Source organism: Kitasatospora sp. NBC_01250, from assembly GCF_036226465.1.
In the GTDB taxonomy this organism is placed as follows: domain Bacteria; phylum Actinomycetota; class Actinomycetes; order Streptomycetales; family Streptomycetaceae; genus Kitasatospora.
Genome location: NZ_CP108476.1, coordinates 2,085,917 through 2,105,935, shown reverse-complemented (window position 1 = coordinate 2,105,935; position 20,019 = coordinate 2,085,917). Strand labels below are relative to the sequence as shown.

The window sequence follows — 20,019 nt, the reverse complement described above, 5'->3', positions numbered from 1 at the left end:
CGTAACCGCGGTCATCCTAGCGGTCCCGCCTGTTCGGTATCGTGCCCGGGCTTGCCCTGCCCCGACTGCCCGCCGACTCTCCGAGGCTGCGCCGCCACCTCACTCCGGTGTCTTAGGCTGTCTCCCGACACGATCGAGCGGGACGGACGAGCCGCGCGGCACACGGCCGCGGGACAGCACGGCGGAGGGGCGCGTGGGCGGGGGCGGAGGGCTGGAGGGGACCGATCCACCCACCGGCGCTGGTGACCTGCTGACCCTCCCTTCCGACGGCACCAGGCCGCCCACCGCTGCCACGCCCCCGCCGTCCTCCGGCGGTGGCACCGAAGCGGGCCCCGGCCCGCAGCCGGCCTACGGGGGCGAGGTGACACTGACCCTGACGGACTGGCAGCCGATCGAGCCCGAGCGGCGGCGCCCGGCGGCCGGGGGCGGAGCCGACCTCACCGAGGGGCTGCGCGAGCTCGCCCGGTGCTTCGCCGCCGCCACCCCCGACCAGGCGCATGACCTGTTCGCCAACGCCTTCGGCCTCTACGGTGCCCGGCACGTCGGCACCGCCCCCGCCCCGGCCTGCGCGGACCTCGCCGAGGCCAGCTGGTGGCACGGCCCGACGGTCCGTCAGCATGCCGGAGCGACGCCGTCGGGCGGCTCGCCGGCCCGTGCCCGGCGCGGGCGCCGCCTCGCGATCGCCCCCGCACCGGCCCCCTCCGCCGCCGCCGGCCGGCACCGCAAGCCCGAGCCGCCGGCCGGCGCGGCACTCCCGCAGGGCGCCGACCGCCGCCGCGCCGACGCGCTCTCGGCCGAACGCCGGGCCGCCGCACGGATGCTGCTCGCGCACCCGCTGGTCACCGCCACCGGCCCGCACGCCCAGGCCTTCGGACTGATCCGCCGTCACGCGGCCTGGCTCACCGAGCGCTTCGCCGAGCAGCTCGGCTATCCGCTCACCGTCACCGACTCCTTCGCCCGGTTGCGCAAGGCCGAGCTCGGCACCGGCACGCTGCGCCGCCTCACCGTGCACGGCCGCCCCTGCACCCCCGAGCAGTACGCCGCGCTGGCGCTGACCCTCGCCGTGCTGCTGGACGGCCCGGCGCGCTGGCCCGCCGCGCAGCTGGCGGCCCAGGTCGCGCACCCCGGCGCCGCCGCGGTGGGGGAGAGCGGTGCCGAAGCCGTCGCCGAGCCGGGGGTGCAGCCCCTCGCCGTGGATCCGGAGGCGGTCGGCGTGGCGATCGCGCTGCTCACCGAGTGGCAGGTCCTCGCCCTCTCCATACCCTCGGCAGCCGCGGCGCCCGCCGCCGCCTGGCTGACCGTCAACCGTGAACTCGCCGCTGCCGTGGTGGCCGGCTGCCGCCCGCCGGGCCCGCAGGACCCGCCGGCGCCGCGCACCACCGTGCCGGTCGCGGTCCGCCGCCGGCTGGTCGAGACACCGGCGCTGCTGCTGGCCGACCTGACCCCGCTGGAGCGGGAGTGGCTGTGGGAGTCGCGCACCGCCGAGGCGGCGATGCTCGCGGACTTCCTCGGGCTGACCGCCGAGATCCGCTGCGAGGGGATCGCGCTGCTCGACCCGGCGGGCGAGCTGACCGACCTGCGGTTCCCCGGTCCGGGGCCGCTGGCGCACGTGGCACTGCTGCTGGTCGAACGGCTGGTGGAGGAGCTCCGTCCGCTGCCCGCCGAGGACGAGCCAGCCGCCCGTCCGCCCGCGCCCGCGACCGCGGGCGTGCCGATCGCCGAGGCGCTGATAGACGGGATCCTCGGGGACCTGGCCGACGAGTACGACTCCGAGGACCACGGGCACGACCCGCGCGCCGCCCACTGGCGCCGGGCGCACCTGGCCGACCGGGCCGCCTTCCGCCGCGACCTGCTCGACCTGCTGCACGCGATGGGACTGATCGCCCCGAGCGCGCCGAGCGTTCCGTCCGGCGGCGAGCCGTGCGCCGCCCGCGGCGGCTGGACGCTGCTCGCCCCCGCGGCCCGCTACGCCGCGCGGCTCGAACTGGGCACCGAGCCGAGCACCGGGCGCCACTCCCGTCGCTGACCCCCTGCGTCGATCCCTCCCTATCACTCCCTATGCTGCCGTGAGGTTGGACAGCATAGGGATGTTTAGGGAAGGATGGTCCCAGGAGATGGCGCCGCAGATGTACTCGGTCGACCAGGTCGCCGTCCTGCTCGGCCTGCACGTACGCACGGTCCGCGCATACATCAGGGACGGGCGGCTCAAGGCCGTCCGGATCGGCAAGCAGTACCGGATCGCGGCGCAGGACCTGGCGGAGTTCACCGGCGGGTCCACGGCGGTGGCCGAGACCGAGGGCGCGTCCGGCGGTGCGGCCGAGGTCGCGACCGGGGGGTCGGGCGTCGCCGCGGCGGCGGAGGTCGAGGTGTCGAGCATCGTCCGGATCGACGGCATCGACGCCGTCGCGATGGACCGGCTCGCCACCCTGCTGCACGCCTCCGTCGCCCACCGCCCGGACCGGGTGCCGTTGCGGGTGGAGACGGTGCGCGACGAGGCGCGCCGCACCATGAAGATCATCGTGCTGGGCGGCGCGGAGGACAGTGCCGAGATCCTGCGCCTGGTCGGCGCGGTGGCGGCGGACATCTCAAGCCCCTGACAGAGAGGTTGAGTGGGAATGACGGTCCATCGGATGAGCGGTGCTGCCGTGCTGGTCTGCGAGCCGAAGGGGGATCCCGTGTCCGGCGTCCCGGACGCGCTGCAGCTGATCGGCGACGCGGCCGGCGGCGAAGCGCAGTGGGTGGCGGTGCCGGTGGCGCGCTGGCACCAGGACTTCTTCCGGCTGCGCACCGGCGTGGCCGGCGAGCTGCTGCAGAAGTTCGCGCAGTACCGGGTCAACGTCGCCGTGGTCGGCGACATCTCCCGGTGGACCGAGGAGAGTTCGGCGCTGCGCGACTTCGTGCGCGAGTGCGACCGGGGGAGCCAGATCTGGTTCGTCACCGACCTCGCGGAGCTGGACGAGCGGCTGGCCGCCCGGGGCTGACCGCCTCCCGGCCGGCCCGTCAGCGGCTCTGGGCCGCCGCGGTCACCGCGGTGTGGTGCTGGACGGTCTCCACGGTCGCGCCCACGCCGAGCGTGCCGAGCGCGACCGAGGCGGCCACCGCGGCGCAGGCCAGGTAGCGGCGGTGGCGCTTGGGCAGCGGAAAGCGTGCGGCGTCCGGTGCGTCCGGGGAGTCCGCGGGGAGGGGCTCCACCGGGAGGCGGAGCGGCGGCAACGAGTCGTCCATGGTCCGAGCATTCCAGTCGGGTGTTAAACGATGACGACACACGGGTGAACGCCGCACCGGCGGGATGCGGCGGTTTGGCACGAAACGGCCCGCCCCCACCTGGGCAGATGCCCCGGGAGCGGGCTCCCGGCCGACCGCAGGCCGGTCGGGTCCCGCTCGGCGGGCGGTGGAGAACGGCCGCGACGGCGGCGCTACTTCACCCGGACGGGGGAGCCTGGCCGGCCGGCACCTTGTCCGGCGGGTCGCCGACCGCCACCCGCACCGCGTCGCGCAGCCCGTGCCCGGGGTGGAACCGCGGCGGCCCGGCCGACGGGTCCTGGCGCAGCTCCTTGACCAGCGCCAGGCAGAGCCCGAGCATCACCACCACGAACGGCAGCGCGACCAGGATGGTGGCGTTCTGCAGCGCCGTCAGCCCGCCGGCCAGCAGCAGCGCGGCGGCCACCCCGCCCATCAGCACGCCCCAGACCACCACCAGCCAGGTGCGCGGGTGCAGCGAGCCGCCGCTGGAGAGCGAGCCGAGCACCAGCGAGGCGGAGTCCGCGCTGGTGATGAAGTAGGTCATGACCAGGAGCACGCACACCACGCTGCTCACCGACCCCCAGGGCAGCGACTTCATCATCGCGAAGAGCGAGGCCTCCGGACCCTGCGGGATGGTGGCCACCAGGTCCGCGCGCCCGGTGGCGTCCAGCCGGATCGCGGTGCCGCCCATCACGCAGAACCAGACCACGGTGGCCCCGCTGGGCACCAGCAGCACCCCGACCAGGAACTCGCGCACCGTGCGGCCGCGCGAGATGCGCGCGATGAAGGTACCGACGAAGGGCGCCCAGGAGAGCCACCAGGCCCAGTAGAAGATGGTCCAGGACCCGAGCCACTTCTCGTCCGTGAAGGCGCCGGTCTGACTGGCCATCGTGACCAGGTCGGCGAGGTAGCCGCCGACGGTGGCCGGGATGGCGTCCAGCACGTAGACGGTCGGCCCGACCACGAAGACGAAGAGCATGATCACCGAGGCCAGCACCACGTTGGCGGTGCTCAGCCACTTGACCCCCTTGTGCACCCCGGAGAAGGCGGAGAGCACGAAGGCGGCGGTCAGCGAGCCGATGATGATCAGCTGCAGGTGCCGGGAGTTCTGCGCCGAGGAGATGTAGCCCAGGCCGTCGGCCACCTGCAGCGCGCCCAGGCCGAGGCTGGTCGCGGAGCCGAAGACGGTGGCGAAGACCGCCAGCAGGTCGATCCCCTTGCCCGCCCAGCCGTTCGCCCGGCGCTCGCCGAGCAGCGGCACGAAGGCCGCGCTGATCCGGTTGCCCCGCCCCTTGCGGAAGGTCGTGTACGCCATCGCCAGGCCGCCGACCGCGTAGATCGCCCACGGGTGCAGGGTCCAGTGGAAGAGCGAGAACTCCAGCGCGGACCGGGCGGCCGCCGGGGTCAGCGGGGTCAGCCCGGAGCCGGGCTGCGGCTGGGCGTAGAGCTGGAGCGGCTCGCCGACGCCGTAGAACATCAGGCCGATGCCCATGCCGGCGCTGAACATCATGGCGATCCAGGCCAGCGTGGAGAACTCGGGGCGCTCCTCGTCGCGGCCCAGCCTGATCCGGCCGAACCGGCTGAGCGCCAGCAGCACGGTCAGCACCAGGAAGACGTCCGCGGCGACCACGAAGAGCCAGCCGAAGTTGTGCAGCACCCAGCCGAGCGCGGTGCTGGACGCGTGGCCCAGCGACTTCTGGGCGAAGACGCCCCAGCCGACCACGCCGAGCACCACCACGGCGCTGACCCCGAAGACCACCCGGTCGGTCGGCAGCGTCTCCCGCGGGGGCGGGGCCGGCGCCGGCAGCGGCGTCAGGAGGTCCGGGCTGTCGGGGGGCTGACGGGTCATCGGTGGCCTCTCGCCGCGACGGTGCGGCGGAAAGCGCCGCATATCGCACTATCTCCGGCGAAATCTCGGCACCGGCCCCCGACGCGCCGTGTTCCCCGACGCGCCGTGCCCCCGCCCCGCGGGCGTCAGCCGCGCGGCAGCGGGCGCCGCTCGCGCACCAGGGTCTCCTGGACGGCGGAGGCCACCAGCTGCCCGTCCCGGCTGTAGAACTCACCGAGCGCCAGCCCCCGGCCGTCCGAGACGGAGGGGCTGCGCTGGGCGAAGAGCAGCCAGTCGTCCGCCCGGAACGGCCGGTGGAACCACATCGCGTGGTCCAGCGAGGCCAGCGTGACCGGTGGCGGCTCACTGCGCTGGAAGCGGTGCGGCTGGCGGTGCAGCGCGGTGGTGGCGGCCAGCGTCAGGTCCGAGAGGTAGGTCAGCGCGCACACGTGCAGCAGCCCGTCCTCGGCCGGCAGCGGCGAACCGCTGCGCAGCCAGACGAACTGCTGCGGCACGCCCTCGGCCTCCGGCGGCATGCCCGGCGCGTCCGGCGGAATGAAGCGGATGTCCAACGAGTGGAACCCGGCCGCCTGGTCGAAGTCGGCCGGGTCGGCGCGCGCCCACTCCGGGAACGGGTCGGGCAGCTCCTCGGGCCCCGGCACCGGCGGCATGACGCGCTGGCGCTCGGGGGCCTGCTCGGGCTGCTTGAAGGAGGCGGAGAGCGTGAAGATCGCCTCGCCGCGCTGGACGGCCGTCACCCGGCGGGTGGCGTAGGAGTGGCCGTCGCGGATCCGCTCCACCTGGTAGATGATCGGGCGGCCGGGGTCGCCGGGTCTCAGGAAGTAGCCGTGCAGCGAGTGCACCCCGCGCCCGGCGGGCATGGTGCGGCCACCGGCGGTGAGCGCCTGGGCGGCCACCTGGCCGCCGAAGGCGCGCAGCGGGGCACCGGCGTGGCAGTGGCCCCGGAACAGGTTCTCGTCCAGCTCCTCGATCCGCAGCAGGTCCCGGAACGAGGCCACCTGGACCCCGCTCGCGGGGGTGGGAGCCGAGTGGTCGGCCTGACCCTGACCCTCGCCGGGCCCCTGGGCCGTCCGGTGGTCGCGTGCCGGTGCGTCTGCCATCCGGTCATAGTGGCAGAACGCACCGGGCGGCACTGTGAGGTGGGTTACCCGTCGGCAACCTCCGGAGTCCCTCGTGCTGCACCTGCGCCTGATCGTCCCCGGCCCGCTGCTCCCCGCCGTGCTCGACCTGCTGGACTCCACCCTCGGCGCCACCCACGTCGTCACGCTGCCGGCCGCGGCCCGGCGCCCGCCCGGGGACGTGGTGCTGTGCGACGTGGCGCGCGAGTCGGCGGACGAGCTGCTGGCGGGACTGCGTGCACTCGGGGTGCCCGAGCAGGGGGCGATCGACGTCTCCGCGCTGGAGCTGTCCATCTCGCGGGCCGCCCGGGAGGCCGAGAGCCGGGCCCCGGGCCTGGGCTCGGACGCCCTGGTCTGGGAGTCGGTCACCGAGGTCACCCACGAGGAGTCCGCCTTCTCCTACACCTACCTGGCGTTCATCGTCACGGCCACCATGCTGGCGGCCTGCGGCGTGGTACTGGACAGCGCCGTGCTGATCGTCGGCGCGATGGTGGTGGGGCCCGAGTTCGGGCCGCTGGCCGGGCTCTGCGTCGCCCTGGTGCAGCGGCGCGCCCACCCCGCGCTGCGCTCGCTCACCGCGCTGCTGGGCGGGTTCGCGGTGGCGATCGTGCTGACCATCCTGTTCAGCTGGATGATGAACGCCTTCGGCCTCTTCACCGAGGCGGACTTCCACGGCTCGCGGCCGAACACCTCGTTCGTCTTCCAGCCGGACGCGCTCTCCCTGGTGGTGGCGTTCCTCGGCGGCGTCGCCGGGCTGCTCTCGCTGACCTCCGCGAAGTCCGGCGCGCTGGTGGGGGTGGCGATCTCGGTCACCACCGTGCCGGCGGCGGCCAACGCGGCGGTGGCGCTGGCCTACGGGGAGTTCGGGCAGGCCCGGGGGTCGACCGTGCAGCTGCTGCTGAACATGTCGGGGATCGTGATCGCCGGCGTGCTGACCCTGCTGGTGCAGCAGTCGGCCTGGCGGCAGCTGAGGAGCCGCCGCCAGGCCGCCCGGTGACGGTGCGGCGGCCGAGCGGGCGTCAGGCCGGGACCTCGTCCTCGTGCGAGTGGGCGGGCGTGGCCGCAGCGGCGGGGGCGACGGGCGTGGCGGGCGCCGCGGGCACCAGCGGCGTGCTCTCCGGCAGGCCGGCGACCGTGCGCCACCAGGCGCGCTGCACGGGCGGCTCGGCCGGCTCGAACGGCGCGCCCGGCAGCGGCACCGCCACCGCGGCGCCGAGCGTGGCCGCCGCCGCCATGGTGCGTTCGGCGGGCTCCTCCCACGGGTGCGGCGCGAGGTTGAAGGTCGCCCAGTGGATCGGCAGCAGCAGCCCGCCGCGCACGTCCTGGTGCGCCCGCACCCCTTCCTCCGGCGTCATGTGCACCTCGGGCCAGAACTGGCTGTAGGCGCCGACCTGGGTCATCGTCGCGTCGAACGGGCCCAGCAGCTCGCCGATCCGGGTGAAGCCGGGGAAGTAGCCGGTATCCCCGCTGTGGAAGACCCGGTGCTCGGGGCCGGCCACCGCCCAGGAGGCCCAGAGCATCAGCGGGTCGGTGCGCGGGCCGCGGCTGCAGTAGTGCCGGGCGGGGGTCGCGGTCAGCGTCAGACCCGCCAGCTCGGCCGACTCCCACCAGTCCAGCTCGGTGATCCGCTCGGCGGGCACCCCCCAGTGCTCCAGGTGCGCGCCGACCCCCAGCGGGGCGGCGAACCGGGCACCGCTGCCGATCAGCGCCCGGATCGTCGTCATGTCCAGGTGGTCGTAGTGGTCGTGGGAGATCACCACGACGTCCACCGGGCCGAGGTCGGCCAGCCGGATCGGCATCGGGTGCAGCCGCTTGGGCCCGATCCCGGGGAACGGCGAGCAGCGCACGCCCCAGACCGGGTCGAAGAGCACCCGGCGGCCGTCCAGCTCGGCCAGCACGGTGGCGTGGCCCAGCCAGGTCAGCCGCAGCCCCGAGGCCGGTGCCACCGCCAGCTCGGCGGAGCGCAGCCGGTGCACCGGGATCGGCCGGGCCGGCACCCGCCGGCCCCGGTTCGACGCGAGCTGGGCCCGGCTGATCTCCAGCGGCGAGCGCTCGTAGACCAGCCGGCGGGTGGGCACCGGGTTCTGGAAGGCGCCGTCCGCGAAGTTCGGGCTGCCCTGGATCCGCTCCAGGCGCGCGCCGGTGGGTACGGCGCCGAAGGCGTCCGTCCGCATCCGTCGCCAGCCGGCGGCCGACAGGCCGCGAAGATCGGTGAAGCGGGACGAGCTGGGGACCGAGCCGGGCACGGCACCTCCTAGGAAGGGACGTCAGGGGCACCACGTCGAGCGGACACCGGTGTGGTGCGGCGCCCGCTCGATACGATCAACACCTCATCGGGAGACTACCCAAAGCGACGCTGCCGGGCGCGGTGGATCGGGCGATCCACCCGCCGTTCGAGGCGTGGCGCTGCCGGTCGACGGGGCCGCTCCGGCAGGCCCGGCGGGACCGGTCCGACGGGGCGTCAGGATGCGTTCGCCGCCGGGCGGGGAGCGGGATCAGACGTAGAACCGGGTGATCGTCTCGGCGACGCAGTGCGGCTTCGGGCTGGCCTCGCTGCTGATGGTGAACCGGACCACCGCCTGCCGGCCGTCGGCCACCTCGGTCATCGAGAGCAGTTCGGCCGTCGCCCGCACCGGGGTGCCGACCGGCAGCGGAGCCGGGAAACGCACCTTCTCCGAGCCGTAGTTGACCGCCATCCGGATGCCCCCGACGCCATAGCACTCCTTGGCCAGCAGCGGGATCAGCGAGAGGGTGAGGTAGCCGTGCGCGATCGGGCCGCCGAACGGGCCGGCCTTGGCGCGCTCGGGGTCGACGTGGATCCACTGGTGGTCGCCGGTCGCCTCGGCGAACAGGTCGACCTGCTCCTGCGTCACCGTGTGCCAGGCGCTGGTGCCCAGCACGGTGCCGACCGCCTCGGTCAGCTCGTCAAGGGTGGCGAAGGTCGTCATGCTGCGCTCCTGAGGCCGGTCGGGGGCTCGGACGGGCGGACGGCCTTCCGCCCGTCCCGGGAGCGTAGCCCTACCGACCGGTCAGTTGGCGGCTGGGGCCGGACAGGGCCTGGGGGAGTGCAGCAGGCGGTGGCCGGTGACCAGCTCGGCGGTGAGGGTGACGAAGAGCGGCTCGCGTCCGGCCACCCAGGGCAGCGGGCCGCCGTGCAGCAGGGCGGCGTGCCGGGCCGGTTCGCGGACCACCTCGGCCTGGCCGTGCACCACCACGCTCCAGCCGGTCCGGGTCGCCTCGTGGAGCCGGTCGGCCTGGAAGGCGGCCACGGTGCCGTCGAGGGCCCGGGCGAGCTGGCCGTCCTGCGGCAGTCCGAGCAGCAGCCGGCCGTCCGTGTCGAGCTGGAAGGCGACCGGGAGCACCCGCAGCAGCGCGTGTTCGGTGTACACCACGCGCCCGATGGGCACGGTGCTGAGCAGCCGCAGGCACTCGGCCTCGCTCAGGTCCTCGATACGGTCGACACGGTCCATGATCCGATGGTGCGCCTGCCGGGGGCGAGGCCAGTAGGGCCCATGGTCCCGGGTCCGGCGCGGGCCCGGGGCGGGGCGCGGGAGGGGCATCGGGACGGGCGCCGAGCCGTGAGCCGTGCCGAGCGCTGGGCCGGGCCTCGCTCCGAGGTGCAGGATGGGCCTCGTCCGACACGACAGGGGCGGGCCACGGTGGGGACGGGTACGGCGAAGAGGGGTGCGGCAGTGACGGGTCTGGGTGTGGGAGCCGGCGCGGGGGCGGGCGGTCTGGGGACGGGCGCGGCCGGCGGCGTCGAGCTGGTGGTGATCGGTGCCAACGGCGGGCCGGAGCGCAGCTACGGCGGCTCGGCGCAGGCCGCGCACGGAGCCGAGGTACTGGCCAAGGCGCTGCCGCCGGTCTGCTTCGACACCGGCAACCGGGGCTGCCGGGTGACCGTCGTGCCGCCCGACGCGGATGCCAACACGATGCTGACCGCGCTGAGCGCAGCCGCCCGGCAGGAGGGGCGCTGGCTGGTGGTCTGCCTGCTCGGTCAGCTGATCGCCGACCCGCGCGGTCGGCGCCTGGCGCTGGTCACCGCGGGCAGCACGCCCGACAACGCCTACATGCGCGGGCTGGCCTGGGACTGGGTGGTGAGCACCATGGTGCACGGTGCCCAGGAGGAGGCGCTGCTGCTGGTGGACGCCGTCGCCGCCCCCGAGACCTGGGCGGCCCTCGGCGGGGTGGCCGGCGAGCAGGGGGTGGCCGAGCTGCTGGTCCACTCCCGGGTGCCGCTCTGGGGGCGGATCGGCCCCTACCCCGGGGGGCGCCGCGGGCGCTCGGCGGTGCTCCCGGGCGCGGAGGGGTCGTTCAGCTGGGCGCTCGGCCGGGTCCTGGAGCGCGGAGTTCCGGGCGCGCCCCCCGCCCTCGCGCCGGCCGAGTTCCAGCCGACGGTGGCCGCCGAGCTCGCCTGGGGTGAACTGGCGTCAGGCATCGAGGCACGGCTGCTCGTCCCCCCTTCGGGTGGCCGGTTGTTGCTGCGGAATCGGGCCGCTGTGCGAGGTGCACTGGCCGGATTGTCGGTTTCTGAAGAACTGTTGGCTGTTCTGTGGCGCGAAAGTGCTCCAACGGATCCGCCTTCCGCGTAAGGTCAGGGGCCCAAGGTGTTGCCGTACGCGGTGGGGTTGGCGAAGAATCGTGCTCCACACCGCACTTCGGCACCAGGCAGGTGTTTTCTGCCAACTTCGGCCGACGGTCGGTTAGTCGCGACTAGGTGGGGCTATGCACCGGTGCAGGGCTTTGTTACGCCTGAGGGCGGTCGGGGTCGGCGCGACGATTCTGCTCACGCTCCTCGCGGCGGGCTGCGCCGGGCGGTCGCCGGGGCAGCCGGAGCGGCTGTCAACTGCCGTGCCAGGTGCGGTGGGTGTGGCCGGTGGGGGATCGACCGGCGGGCCGGGCGCCGAACCCTCGGCCGGATCGTCGAATGCGCCGGGCGCCTCGGACGGTTCCGCGAACGGATCGGACGGATCTCCGGACGGGGGGGCTGCGACCGGCAGCCCGGCGCCGACCAGTGGGGCGCAAGGGGCGGTCGGCCGCGTCGTACTGAAGACCTATCAGGACTGGTGGGCCGCCCAGGTCTCGGCCTACTCCGGTGCTGATCCGAACGGGGCCCAAGTAAGGATCTATTCCAGCGGAACCGCGCTCGGGAACATCCTGACGAGTCTGCAATCCCTGCACGACGCCAAAATGGTGATGAACGGCAAGCCGGTGCTTTCCCCGGTGGTGCAGAGCGTCGATCTCGCCAGCAATCCGCAGCGCGCGGTGATCGAGGACTGCGTGGACGTCAGCGGCTGGCACCAGGTGGACGCCGCCGACGGCAGCAACAAGGACGCGCCGCAGCGGCTGACCCGCTATCCGGCGCAGGCGGTACTGCTGGTGAAGGGCAGTATCTGGACGGTGTTCGAGTTCAATCGCGAGACGGGCCGGACATGTTGAGGACCATGCGTCGAATCCCTGCTCTCCTCGGTCAACTCCTGCTGCTGACCGGCCTGCTGGCCGGCTCGGCGATCCCCGCGCGGGCGGCGGGGCCGTCCGGCGGCGTCAACCCCTGCGTGGTGCTCGCGGTCTGCGTGGTGCTCCAGGACCCGGGCAGCGGCGGCTCCCCCGGCGGTGCCGGCGGGACGGGCGGCGGCTCGGGGGGCGGCAGCGGCGGTGGCGGCTCGGGCGGCGCCGAGCCGACCTGCGCGTGGCACGGGGTGCAGCACCCGTGCTGGGACCCGGACCTGGGGTACTTCGACACCGCGAGCGGGTGCTACTTCACCCAGGCCGATCCGCAGCCGGCGGCCGACGACCCGTCCTGGGGCGGCAACACCTCAGCGGACGGCGCCGTCTACCTGAAGACCTGCTACGACGCGAACAACAATGCCGAAGGCGCCGCCCTGGTGTTCCTGAACAAGCCGCCGAACATCGCCGCGCCCCCGCCGACCCCCGCCACGGTGGCCCAGATGGCCGTCAAGAAGCTGCAGTTCGCCCGGCCGGTCCCGCACACCGCGCCGCCCGGTCAGGCCGTGGTGGGGTCGCCGGTCTGGTTCTGGTACGAGACCTCGGACGCCACCCACGACGAAACGGTCGGGCCGCAGAGCCAGACCGTCTCGCTCAACGGCGTCTCGGTGAGCGCCACCGCCACGCTGGTCGACGTGGTCTGGGACCTCGGCCACGTCGACCCCGCCACCGGGCAGGAAGCGACGCTGGACTGCAAGGGCAAGGGCGCCGGACACCCGTACGCGGACGGGCTGGCGCAGAACCCGCCGGCCGACGCGTGCATCGGGCAGTTCGGCCGCACCTCGCCCGCGGGGGCGGCCAAGGCGGCGACGACCAGCGGCTACGACCTGACGGTCACCCAGTACTGGACGATCACCACCACGAACCTCGCCGACGGCTCGCACCCGTGGGGGCCGGTCGACATCCAGGTCTCCAGCGATCCGCTCGCCCTCCAGGTCAACGAGCTCCAGGTGCTCAACTGACCTGCCGCCACCGCATGTCATCGCCCGTCATCGCGTCCCGTCGCATCCACCGCACGTCAGCGCTCGTCAGGAAGGCCGAAGTCCGATGGAGAACCGCACCTTCTCGTCGCCGACCCTCGGCGCACAGGGAGCCGTCGGCTACGGCCAGGACCAGGTGACCGCCGCGCCCGCGACCTCGCGCGCCGAGGCCCGCTCCGGCCCCCTCGCGCCGTCCCGCTCGCTGCGGGCGCGGCGGCGCCGGCCCGCCGTGATCGCCATGGCGGCGGCGCTGATCGCGGCCGGCGGCCTGGGCGGCGCGGTGCTCTACAACAGCTCCGGTCAGCGGATCGCGGTGCTGGCGCTGGCCCGTGACGTCCCGTACGGGCAGCCGCTGACGGCCGACGACCTGGTGGTGGCCCGGATCGCCAGCGACCCCGCGCTCGCCCCGGTGAGTGCCGCGGACCGGAATTTGGCGATCGGCCAGCGGGCCACCGGCGACCTGCACCGCGGCGCGCTGCTGCTGGCGGCTGACCTGACCCGGGCGCTGGTCGTGCAGCCCGGGATGCAGGAGGTCGGGCTGCCGGTGCACACCAGCCAACTGCCCGCCGACGGGCTCCAGGTGGGCCAGCAGATCGTGATCGTGCAGCTCGCCGACTCGAACGCCGGCTCGACGGGCGGCGGCGGGCACGGTCCGGTCACCATGAACGCGGTGGTGGCCGAGCTGGGCAAGGCGGGCAGCGACGGCAGCCAGGTGATCGACGTCGCCGTGCCGCCGAGCGACGCGACCACGCTGGCGGTCTGGGCGGCCGGTGGCAGGTTCCAGGTGATCCTGGCGCCGAAGGCGGGGGCAGGGGCGCCGTCCGCGGGGGCCTCGCCCTCGGCCGGATCCGGTGCGGCGTCCCCGGGTTCGGCGTCCGGGGCCCCGGGCTCGCCGTCGGCGCCGGCCTCCGGCGGGAGCGCGGCCTGATGGCCGTGATCGCGGTCACCGGCGGGCCGGGGGCGCCCGGGGCCACCACCACCGCGCTCGCGCTGCTGCTCTGCTGGCCGCTGGCACCGGGGCGCAAGGTCATGCTCGTCGAGTGCGACCCGGACGGCGGCGCCGCGCTGGCGGGCGCGCTGGAGGGCCGGGTCGAGGCGGTCTACGGGCTGCGCAACCTCGCCGTCGCCGACCGGCGCGGGCTGCTCGCGCAGGCCATCTGGGAGCAGCTGATCGACATCTCCCCGCAGGGCGCGGGCGAGCGGCTGCTGCTGCCCGGCCTGACCGATCCGGCGCAGGCCGCCGGGCTCGCCTACACCTGGGAGCCGCTGGTCGAGGCGCTGCGCGCGCTCGAACCGGAGGGCTACGACGTGCTGCTCGACCTCGGCCGCTCCGGCGCGCTCGGGCCCGGCGCGGTGCTGGCCCGGCGGGCGGACGCGGTGGTCGCCACCGTCCGCACCACGTTGCGCGGCCTGAGCGCCGCCCGCCCGCGGCTGGCCGCGCTGCGCGCGGACCTGGAGACGGCCGGCACCGGCACCGACGCGCTCGGCCTGCTGCTGATCACCGAGGGGCCCTACCCGGTGGCGGACATCACCCGCGAACTCGGCCTGCCGGTGCTGGGGACGCTCCCGTACGCGGTCCGGACCGCCCGGGTGCTCTCGGACGGCGGGGACAGCACCGACCGGCGGTTCGTCCGGTCGGAGCTGATGCGCACCGCCCGGACCACGGCGGACCGGATCCAGGCGCTGGTGGCGGAGCGGCGGGCCAGACTGACGGCCCCGGCCGGTGCCGCCCCGGCCGGGGCGGGTGGCGCGGCAGCCGAGGGCGGCCTCGCCTGGGGGGCCGCGCCGCAGCCGCCGTCCGCGGCGGTGGGGGAGCGGGTCCCCGAGGCCTCGCAGTACCAGGGGTTCCAGGGCTACGAGCCGGAGCAGGCCGGGCCGTCGGAGCGGCAGTACCAGCAGGCGTACGCGCCGCCGTCCGGCCAGCTCTTCGAGCCGCCGGCGGCCGAACCGGCGTACCAGCAGGCGTACCAGCCGACCCCTCAGCCGGCGTACCAGTCGACGTACCGGCCCGGTGTCGCCGAGCCGGCGTTCGGGCCGGGGCAGCCGCAGCCCGCGGAGCAGCCGGTGACGTACCAGCCGCCACCGCCCGCGCAGCCCGCACCCGCGCAGCCCGCGGCGCCAGCGGCGCCAGCGGTGCAGCCGTACCAGCAGCCGCAGCCGCAGCCGTCGGGGGTTCCGGCGGTGCGGGAGTACCCGGCACCGATGGCGGGCGGGCAGGCGTTCACCTCGTCCGCCGGGCAGGTGTACGTGCCGTCGGCCGGGCCGGTGCAGGTGCGGCCCGCCGCGCCGGGCCAGCAGCCCGCCGCGCCGCCGCCGCTGGCGGGAATAGCGCCGCACCCGGCGGCCCCCGAGCCGTTCCGGGCGCCGACCGAGGAGACCGAGACCCAGGGAGAGGTGCTCCGTGCGCGGTAGCCCCATGCGTGACCGCGCCACGGCCGTGGACGCGGATGCCCCGGCCGATCACGCGGCGCAGCCCGACGCGACCGGATGGGGAGGCCGGGTGGTGCCGACCGGGTCGCCGGCCGCCGGCCGGCCGTGGGCCGCACAGCCCGGCCCGCAGCCGCCGGCCCGGTCCTGGCCGGGCGACTGGTCGGCCACCGCCACCCACCCCCAGCCGCCCGCGCCCGCCCCCGCTGGTATGCCCGCCCCGATGCCCGCCGGCGTGCCCAGTGCCGTGCCCACCCCTGCCGCGACCGCCTCGCCCGCGGGGCTGCCCGTGCTGCCCGCCCCCGAGAAGTGGAGCGCGGGCACCGCACCCGTGGTGGACCCGAAGCTGGCCCGCGAGCTCAAGCGCCAGGTGGCCGCCGAACTGCACCAGCAGCTCTCCCGGCTGGCGCCGGGCCAGGGGCAGGAGGTGGACCGCGCCACCCGCCGCCAGCGCGGCCGCGCGCTGATCGAGGAGGCGGTGGCCCGCTGGTCCGACGGCTACGCCCAGAACCACGGCGTGCCCCCGACCCGGGAGCAGGACCGGGTGCTCGCCGAGGCCGTCTACGACCTGCTCTTCCGGGCCGGCCGGCTGCAGCCCTACCTGGACGACCCGGAGATCGAGAACATCCTGATCAACGGGTGCGACGACGTCTGGGTCTCGCGCGTCCACCAGCCGCTGCGCAAGGTGCCGCCGGTGGCCGACAGCGACGCCGAACTGATCGAGCTGCTCCAGGACCTGGCCCGCCAGCACGGCGGCGGCGAGCGCAGCCTGAGCACCGCCAACCCGACGCTGGCGCTGCGCCTGGAGGGCGGCATGCGCCTGCAGGCGATGACGGAGGTGACGCCGCGGCCCTACGTCGCGATCCGCCGCCACCGGGTCGCCTCCGCCACGCTCGCCGACATGGTGACGCTGGGCACCGTGGACTCGACGATCGCGGCCTTCCTGGCCTCGGCGATCAGGGCCCGGAAGAACGTGATGATCACCGGCACCCAGGGCGTCGGCAAGACCAGCCTGCTGCGCGCGATGGCCGCCGAGATACCGCCGGACGAGCGGATCGGCACCCTGGAGTCGGAGTTCGAGCTGTGGCTGCACACGCTCGGCCACCTGCGCCAGGTGGTGCCGATGGAGGCCCGCGAGGGCAACGGCGAGCGGATCGACGGCAAACCGGCCGGCGAGCTGACGATCGGTGAACTCATCCCGGCAGCACTGCGGATGACGCTGTCGCGGATCATCGTCGGCGAGGTCCGCTCGGGCGAGGTGGTCCCGATGCTGCGGGTGATGACCAACGGCGAGGGCGGGTCGATGTGCACGCTGCACGCGCGCGGTCCGCACATGGTGGTGGACCGGATCGCCGAACTCTGCCTGGAGTACGGCTCGCACATGACCGACGCGCTCGCCTACCGGCTGACCGCCAACGCGATCGACCTGATCGTGCACGTCTCGATGGTCGACGAGACGCCGGTGGGCGGCCGGCGCCACCGGTTCGTCTCGCACGTGCTGGAGGTCACCGGGCTCGGCGAGCACGGCCGCCCGGCGCTGAACACCGTCTTCGGCCCGCGCCCCGAGCTCGGAGAGCCGCGGGCCGTGCCGCACACGCCGCCGAACTGCCTGGACGACCTGCGCCGCGCGGGTTTCGACGCCGGGCTGCTGCAGTCCGCCTACGGCAGCTGGAGCGCGCCGCTCTCGCTGCGGATCGGGGGCCTGCGATGAGAGCGGCGCGACCGGGCCGTCCCGCCCGCCCCACCCGAGAGGGTTTCTGATGCTGCTCTTCGTCCTCTGCGGGGTCCTGCTCGTCGGCGGGCTGGTGGTGCTGGCCGCCGGGTTCGCCGGGATCGGGATCGGCGGCGCGGAGCGGGCCGCGCCCGGACCGCTCGCCACCCGCGCGCACGTCTTCTGGTACGGCGCACCCGGCGTACCGGATCCGCGCACCCTGCGCACCCGCCGGATCCAGCTCGCGATCTCGCTGGTCGCCACGCCGGTGGTCTGGCTCTTCAGCGGCATCGTGCTCAGCGTCCTGCTGGTCCCGCTGGTGGTCTTCGGCTTCCCCTGGCTCTACGCGGCCACCCGTTCGGACACCCGCCACATCGTGCGGCTGGAGGCGCTCGCCGACTGGACCCAGCGGCTCTCCGACGTGCTGCTGCTCGGCACCGGCCTCAACCAGGCGCTGCTCACCAGCGTGCGCACCGCGCCCGCCGCGCTGCGCACCGAGATCGAGGAGCTGGCCACCCGGCTGCAGGCCCGGTGGAGCGCCGAGGACGCGTTGCGGGCGTTCGCCGACGGCCTGGCCGACGCCACTGCGGACAAGGTGCTCGCCGCCCTGCTGCTGCGGGCCGGCGACAGCGGTCCCGGGCTCAGCCGGGCGCTGTCCGACCTGGCGGAGTCGGTGCGCGAGGAGGTCCGCCAGCGCCGCGCGATCGAGGCCGACCGGTCCAAGCACCGCACCACCATCCGGTGGCTGGTCACGATCATCTTCGGGGTGATCGTGGTGGGCTCCTTCAACGACCGCTACACCGCCCCCTACGGCACGGTGCAGGGGCAGTTGGTGCTGGCCGCGCTGGCCGGGCTGTTCGTCGCGGTGATCGCCTGGATGCGCTCGCTGGCCGCCCACAAGCCGCTGCCCCGGCTGCTGGAGCCCGATCGCCGCAGCCGGGTCGGGGCGCTGCCGGCGCCGGAGGACGAATCGCGGGCCGCCGGGGCGCCGTCCGCCGCAGCCCCGCGGCGCGCGGCGTCCGACGGTGCCGAGCCGCCGCTGCTCAAGGAGTCGCGATGATCTCCCCGTGGGCCGTGCTCGCCGGCTGCGTGGCGGCGGCCGGCCTCGCCCTGCTGATCGCCGAACTCCGCCCGGCCCCACCGGACCTGGGCCAGGCGCTGGAGCGCCTGCACCGCGCCCCGGCCCAGCACCGGGAGAGTGCGGCACAGGCCGGGGCCGCCTGGTACGACCGGCTCGGCGACCGCTCGCTGGCGCTGGCCGGCTCCCGGGTGCCGCTGCAGTCCCTGGCGCTGATCGGACGCACCCCGGCCCGGTTCATGGCGCACAAGCTGCTCTTCGCGCTGATCGGCCTGGTGCTGCCGGGCTACCTCTCGGCGATGGCGGTGTTCACCGGCTTCGCGCCGCCCGTCGCGCTGCCCGCGCTGGTCAGCCTGGCGCTGGCGGCGGGCGGCTGGCTGGTGCCGGACGCGATCGTGCAGGGCGAGGCCAAGGAGGCCCGGACCGAGTACCTGCACGGCATCGCCGCCTACCTCGAACTCGTCGCGCTGGAACGGGCGTCCGACCACGGGCCGGCCGAGGCGATGCGCCGCGCGGCGGCGGTGGGGCGGGGCACCGTCTTCCGCCGGATCCAGGACGCCCTGGAACGGGCCGCCACCGACCGCCTGCCCCCGTGGGACGGTCTGGACGCGCTCGCCGCCGAACTCGGCCTGACCCCGCTGCAGGACGTCGCCGACATCATGCGGATCTCCGGCACCGACGGCGCCGCGGTCTACGACACCCTGCGGGCCCGGGCCAAGGGCCTGCGCAACGAACTGCTGGCGGCGGAGCTGGCCGAGGCCGGCGCCGCCAGCGAGCAGATGGTCGCGCCGGGCGCGGCCCTCACCCTGCTGATGACCGTCCTGATCGTCTACCCCGCGCTCTACCAGATGCTCCATGCGTTCTGACATCCCGTCCGGCCCACCGGACTCCCGTCCCCCGAGGAGAGCGAACCATGAAGACCCTGCGCATCCTGGCGCAGCAGTTCCTGCTGCCCCTGCTGCTGCCCGTGACCTTCGGCGCGGCGCTGCTGCGGATCCACGGCGGGCGGGCCAAGGCCGCCCGGGCCGAGGGCGACCGCGGTGCGCTCAGCATCGAGATGGCGCTGATCGTGATCGTCGTGGTGGCGATCGCGGGCGCCGTGCTGGCGGCCGTGAGCAGCTTCGGCAACACCGTGAAGAAGACCGTGCCCACCACGCTCCCCACCGGGATCCCGACGCAGTGACGGCGGATCGTCGGGAACGCGACCGGGGCGCGCTCACCCTCAGCTTCGCGCTCGTCTTCCCGATGATCCTGCTCCTGGTGATGCTCGTGGTGCAGACCGCGCTGCTCTGGTACTCGCAGAGCGTGGCGCTGGCCGCGGCGCGCGAGGGGACGGATGCGGGACGGGTGCTGGGCGGCACCGACCAGGCGGCCACCGACCGTGCCACGGCCTTCCTGGACGGATTCCGCGGCCTGCTCGGCACCCCCACCGTGGACCGTCCGGTCCGCACCGCGGACACCATCACCGTCACCGTGCACATCCACCCGCTCTTCCTGCTGCCCGGGTTCGACGGTCTGACGGTCTCCCAGCGCGCGCAGGCGCCGATCGAACGGTATGTCGGGCCATGACGGCGCGACGGGAGGGGAGGGGGTGCGCGGTGGCGGGTGCGACGAGTGGCGCGGACGGCGTGCGCGGCGCGGACGGGGGCGCGCGGCCCGCCGGGGCGGCCGACCGGGGCAGCCTCGCGATCGAGGCCGCGATCCTGGTCCCCGCCATCGCGCTGCTCTTCAGTCTGGCGATCATCATCGGCCGGCTGGAGACGGTGTCGGGCACCGTCGACGAGGCCGCCCGGGTCGGTGCGCGGACGGCCTCGCTGGACCGGTCGGGGCAGTCCCCGCAGACGGTGGCCGAAGCGGCGGTCAGGCAGGCGCTCGCCGACAACGGCGTCAGCTGCCGCCCCAGGGTGACGGTGAACGCCTCGGTGGTGCCGCTCGACGCCGGGCCGGTGCCGCTGAACGGCGTGCGGGTCGACGTCAGTTGTCCGGTCCAGGTGAATGATCTGTTCGTGGTGTGGGTACCGGGCGAGGTGACGTTGACCGGCTCCTTCACATCGGTCATCGACCGCTTCCGTTCGCAGTGACAGCGGGACGGGCAGTGAGGTCGGGAC

At 75.0% G+C, this 20,019-nt stretch carries 21 protein-coding genes; 15 read left to right on the top strand and 6 right to left on the bottom strand.

From position 1 onward, the window contains the following. Positions 1–361: 361 nt before the first annotated feature. The 3 genes from OG500_RS08545 (at position 362) to OG500_RS08535 (ending at position 2,981) form a co-directional block, all read left to right on the top strand. A complete protein-coding gene (locus OG500_RS08545; protein WP_329578285.1) occupies positions 362–2,026 on the top strand; it encodes a DUF2398 family protein in 1,665 nt (554 codons plus the stop codon). An 88-nt stretch (positions 2,027–2,114) separates the two neighbouring features. Beyond that, positions 2,115–2,597 carry a helix-turn-helix domain-containing protein gene (locus OG500_RS08540; RefSeq protein WP_327065822.1) on the top strand — a complete coding sequence of 161 codons (483 nt, stop codon included), beginning with the start codon at positions 2,115–2,117 and terminating at the stop codon, positions 2,595–2,597. 33 nt (positions 2,598–2,630) lie between these two features. Beyond that, complete coding sequence (locus OG500_RS08535; protein ID WP_327065821.1) at positions 2,631–2,981, top strand: DUF4180 domain-containing protein; 351 nt, start codon at positions 2,631–2,633, stop codon at positions 2,979–2,981. A 19-nt stretch (positions 2,982–3,000) separates the two neighbouring features. On the opposite strand, the gene OG500_RS08530 is transcribed toward OG500_RS08535, so the two are convergent. From OG500_RS08530 to OG500_RS08520, 3 genes are all read right to left on the bottom strand, one after another. Next, entirely contained in the window at positions 3,001–3,225 is a 225-nt protein-coding gene (locus OG500_RS08530; protein ID WP_327065820.1) for a hypothetical protein, read from the bottom strand. Between the two features lie 196 nt (positions 3,226–3,421). Further along, positions 3,422–5,092 carry a BCCT family transporter gene (locus tag OG500_RS08525; RefSeq protein ID WP_327065819.1) on the bottom strand — a complete coding sequence of 557 codons (1,671 nt, stop codon included), beginning with the start codon at positions 5,090–5,092 and terminating at the stop codon, positions 3,422–3,424. A 125-nt stretch (positions 5,093–5,217) separates the two neighbouring features. Further along, positions 5,218–6,192 (bottom strand): acyl-CoA thioesterase, encoded by a 975-nt coding sequence (locus OG500_RS08520; protein ID WP_327065818.1) that lies wholly within the window; start codon positions 6,190–6,192, stop codon positions 5,218–5,220. Between the two features lie 73 nt (positions 6,193–6,265). On the opposite strand from OG500_RS08520, the gene OG500_RS08515 reads away from it, so the two are divergent. Continuing rightward, positions 6,266–7,207 carry a DUF389 domain-containing protein gene (locus OG500_RS08515; RefSeq protein ID WP_329578277.1) on the top strand — a complete coding sequence of 314 codons (942 nt, stop codon included), beginning with the start codon at positions 6,266–6,268 and terminating at the stop codon, positions 7,205–7,207. Positions 7,208–7,229: 22 nt separating this feature from the next. Here OG500_RS08515 and OG500_RS08510 read toward each other — a convergent pair whose 3' ends face one another. The 3 genes from OG500_RS08510 to OG500_RS08500 form a co-directional block, all read right to left on the bottom strand. Next, positions 7,230–8,456 (bottom strand): MBL fold metallo-hydrolase, encoded by a 1,227-nt coding sequence (locus tag OG500_RS08510; RefSeq protein ID WP_442789124.1) that lies wholly within the window; start codon positions 8,454–8,456, stop codon positions 7,230–7,232. Positions 8,457–8,705: 249 nt separating this feature from the next. After that, on the bottom strand, positions 8,706–9,158 hold the full coding sequence (locus OG500_RS08505; RefSeq protein WP_327065816.1) for a MaoC family dehydratase: 453 nt from the start codon (positions 9,156–9,158) through the stop codon (positions 8,706–8,708). 81 nt (positions 9,159–9,239) lie between these two features. Next, positions 9,240–9,680, bottom strand: a complete 441-nt coding sequence (locus tag OG500_RS08500; protein ID WP_329578274.1) for a pyridoxamine 5'-phosphate oxidase family protein — start codon at positions 9,678–9,680, stop codon at positions 9,240–9,242. Positions 9,681–9,902: 222 nt separating this feature from the next. Between OG500_RS08500 and OG500_RS08495 the strand changes: the two genes are divergently transcribed. The 11 genes from OG500_RS08495 (at position 9,903) to OG500_RS08445 (ending at position 19,992) form a co-directional block, all read left to right on the top strand. Next, on the top strand, positions 9,903–10,802 hold the full coding sequence (locus OG500_RS08495; RefSeq protein WP_327065814.1) for a hypothetical protein: 900 nt from the start codon (positions 9,903–9,905) through the stop codon (positions 10,800–10,802). A 277-nt stretch (positions 10,803–11,079) separates the two neighbouring features. After that, positions 11,080–11,649, top strand: coding sequence for a hypothetical protein (locus OG500_RS08490; RefSeq protein WP_327065813.1), 570 nt, complete (start codon positions 11,080–11,082; stop codon positions 11,647–11,649). A gap of 5 nt (positions 11,650–11,654) precedes the next feature. Next, entirely contained in the window at positions 11,655–12,677 is a 1,023-nt protein-coding gene (locus OG500_RS08485) for a hypothetical protein (protein ID WP_329578269.1), read from the top strand. An 85-nt stretch (positions 12,678–12,762) separates the two neighbouring features. Further along, complete coding sequence (locus OG500_RS08480; RefSeq protein ID WP_327065811.1) at positions 12,763–13,623, top strand: SAF domain-containing protein; 861 nt, start codon at positions 12,763–12,765, stop codon at positions 13,621–13,623. After that, positions 13,623–15,107: a hypothetical protein gene (locus OG500_RS08475; protein ID WP_327065810.1), complete on the top strand. Its 1,485-nt coding sequence runs from the start codon at positions 13,623–13,625 to the stop codon at positions 15,105–15,107. The genes OG500_RS08480 and OG500_RS08475 overlap by 1 nt, the downstream gene beginning before the upstream one ends. 4 nt (positions 15,108–15,111) lie before the next feature. After that, on the top strand, positions 15,112–16,833 hold the full coding sequence (locus OG500_RS08470) for a CpaF family protein (RefSeq protein WP_327065809.1): 1,722 nt from the start codon (positions 15,112–15,114) through the stop codon (positions 16,831–16,833). A gap of 49 nt (positions 16,834–16,882) precedes the next feature. Continuing rightward, positions 16,883–17,893: a type II secretion system F family protein gene (locus OG500_RS08465; protein WP_327065808.1), complete on the top strand. Its 1,011-nt coding sequence runs from the start codon at positions 16,883–16,885 to the stop codon at positions 17,891–17,893. Beyond that, the gene (locus OG500_RS08460; RefSeq protein ID WP_327065807.1) at positions 17,890–18,777 is read left to right on the top strand and encodes a type II secretion system F family protein; all 888 of its coding nucleotides are present in this window, start codon (positions 17,890–17,892) and stop codon (positions 18,775–18,777) included. Before OG500_RS08465 ends, OG500_RS08460 begins: the two co-directional genes overlap by 4 nt. Before the next feature lie 47 nt (positions 18,778–18,824). After that, entirely contained in the window at positions 18,825–19,094 is a 270-nt protein-coding gene (locus OG500_RS08455; RefSeq protein WP_327065806.1) for a hypothetical protein, read from the top strand. Further along, entirely contained in the window at positions 19,091–19,480 is a 390-nt protein-coding gene (locus OG500_RS08450) for a TadE/TadG family type IV pilus assembly protein (protein ID WP_327065805.1), read from the top strand. Before OG500_RS08455 ends, OG500_RS08450 begins: the two co-directional genes overlap by 4 nt. Before the next feature lie 29 nt (positions 19,481–19,509). Then, positions 19,510–19,992 (top strand): TadE/TadG family type IV pilus assembly protein, encoded by a 483-nt coding sequence (locus tag OG500_RS08445; protein ID WP_329578262.1) that lies wholly within the window; start codon positions 19,510–19,512, stop codon positions 19,990–19,992. Positions 19,993–20,019 lie beyond the last annotated feature (27 nt).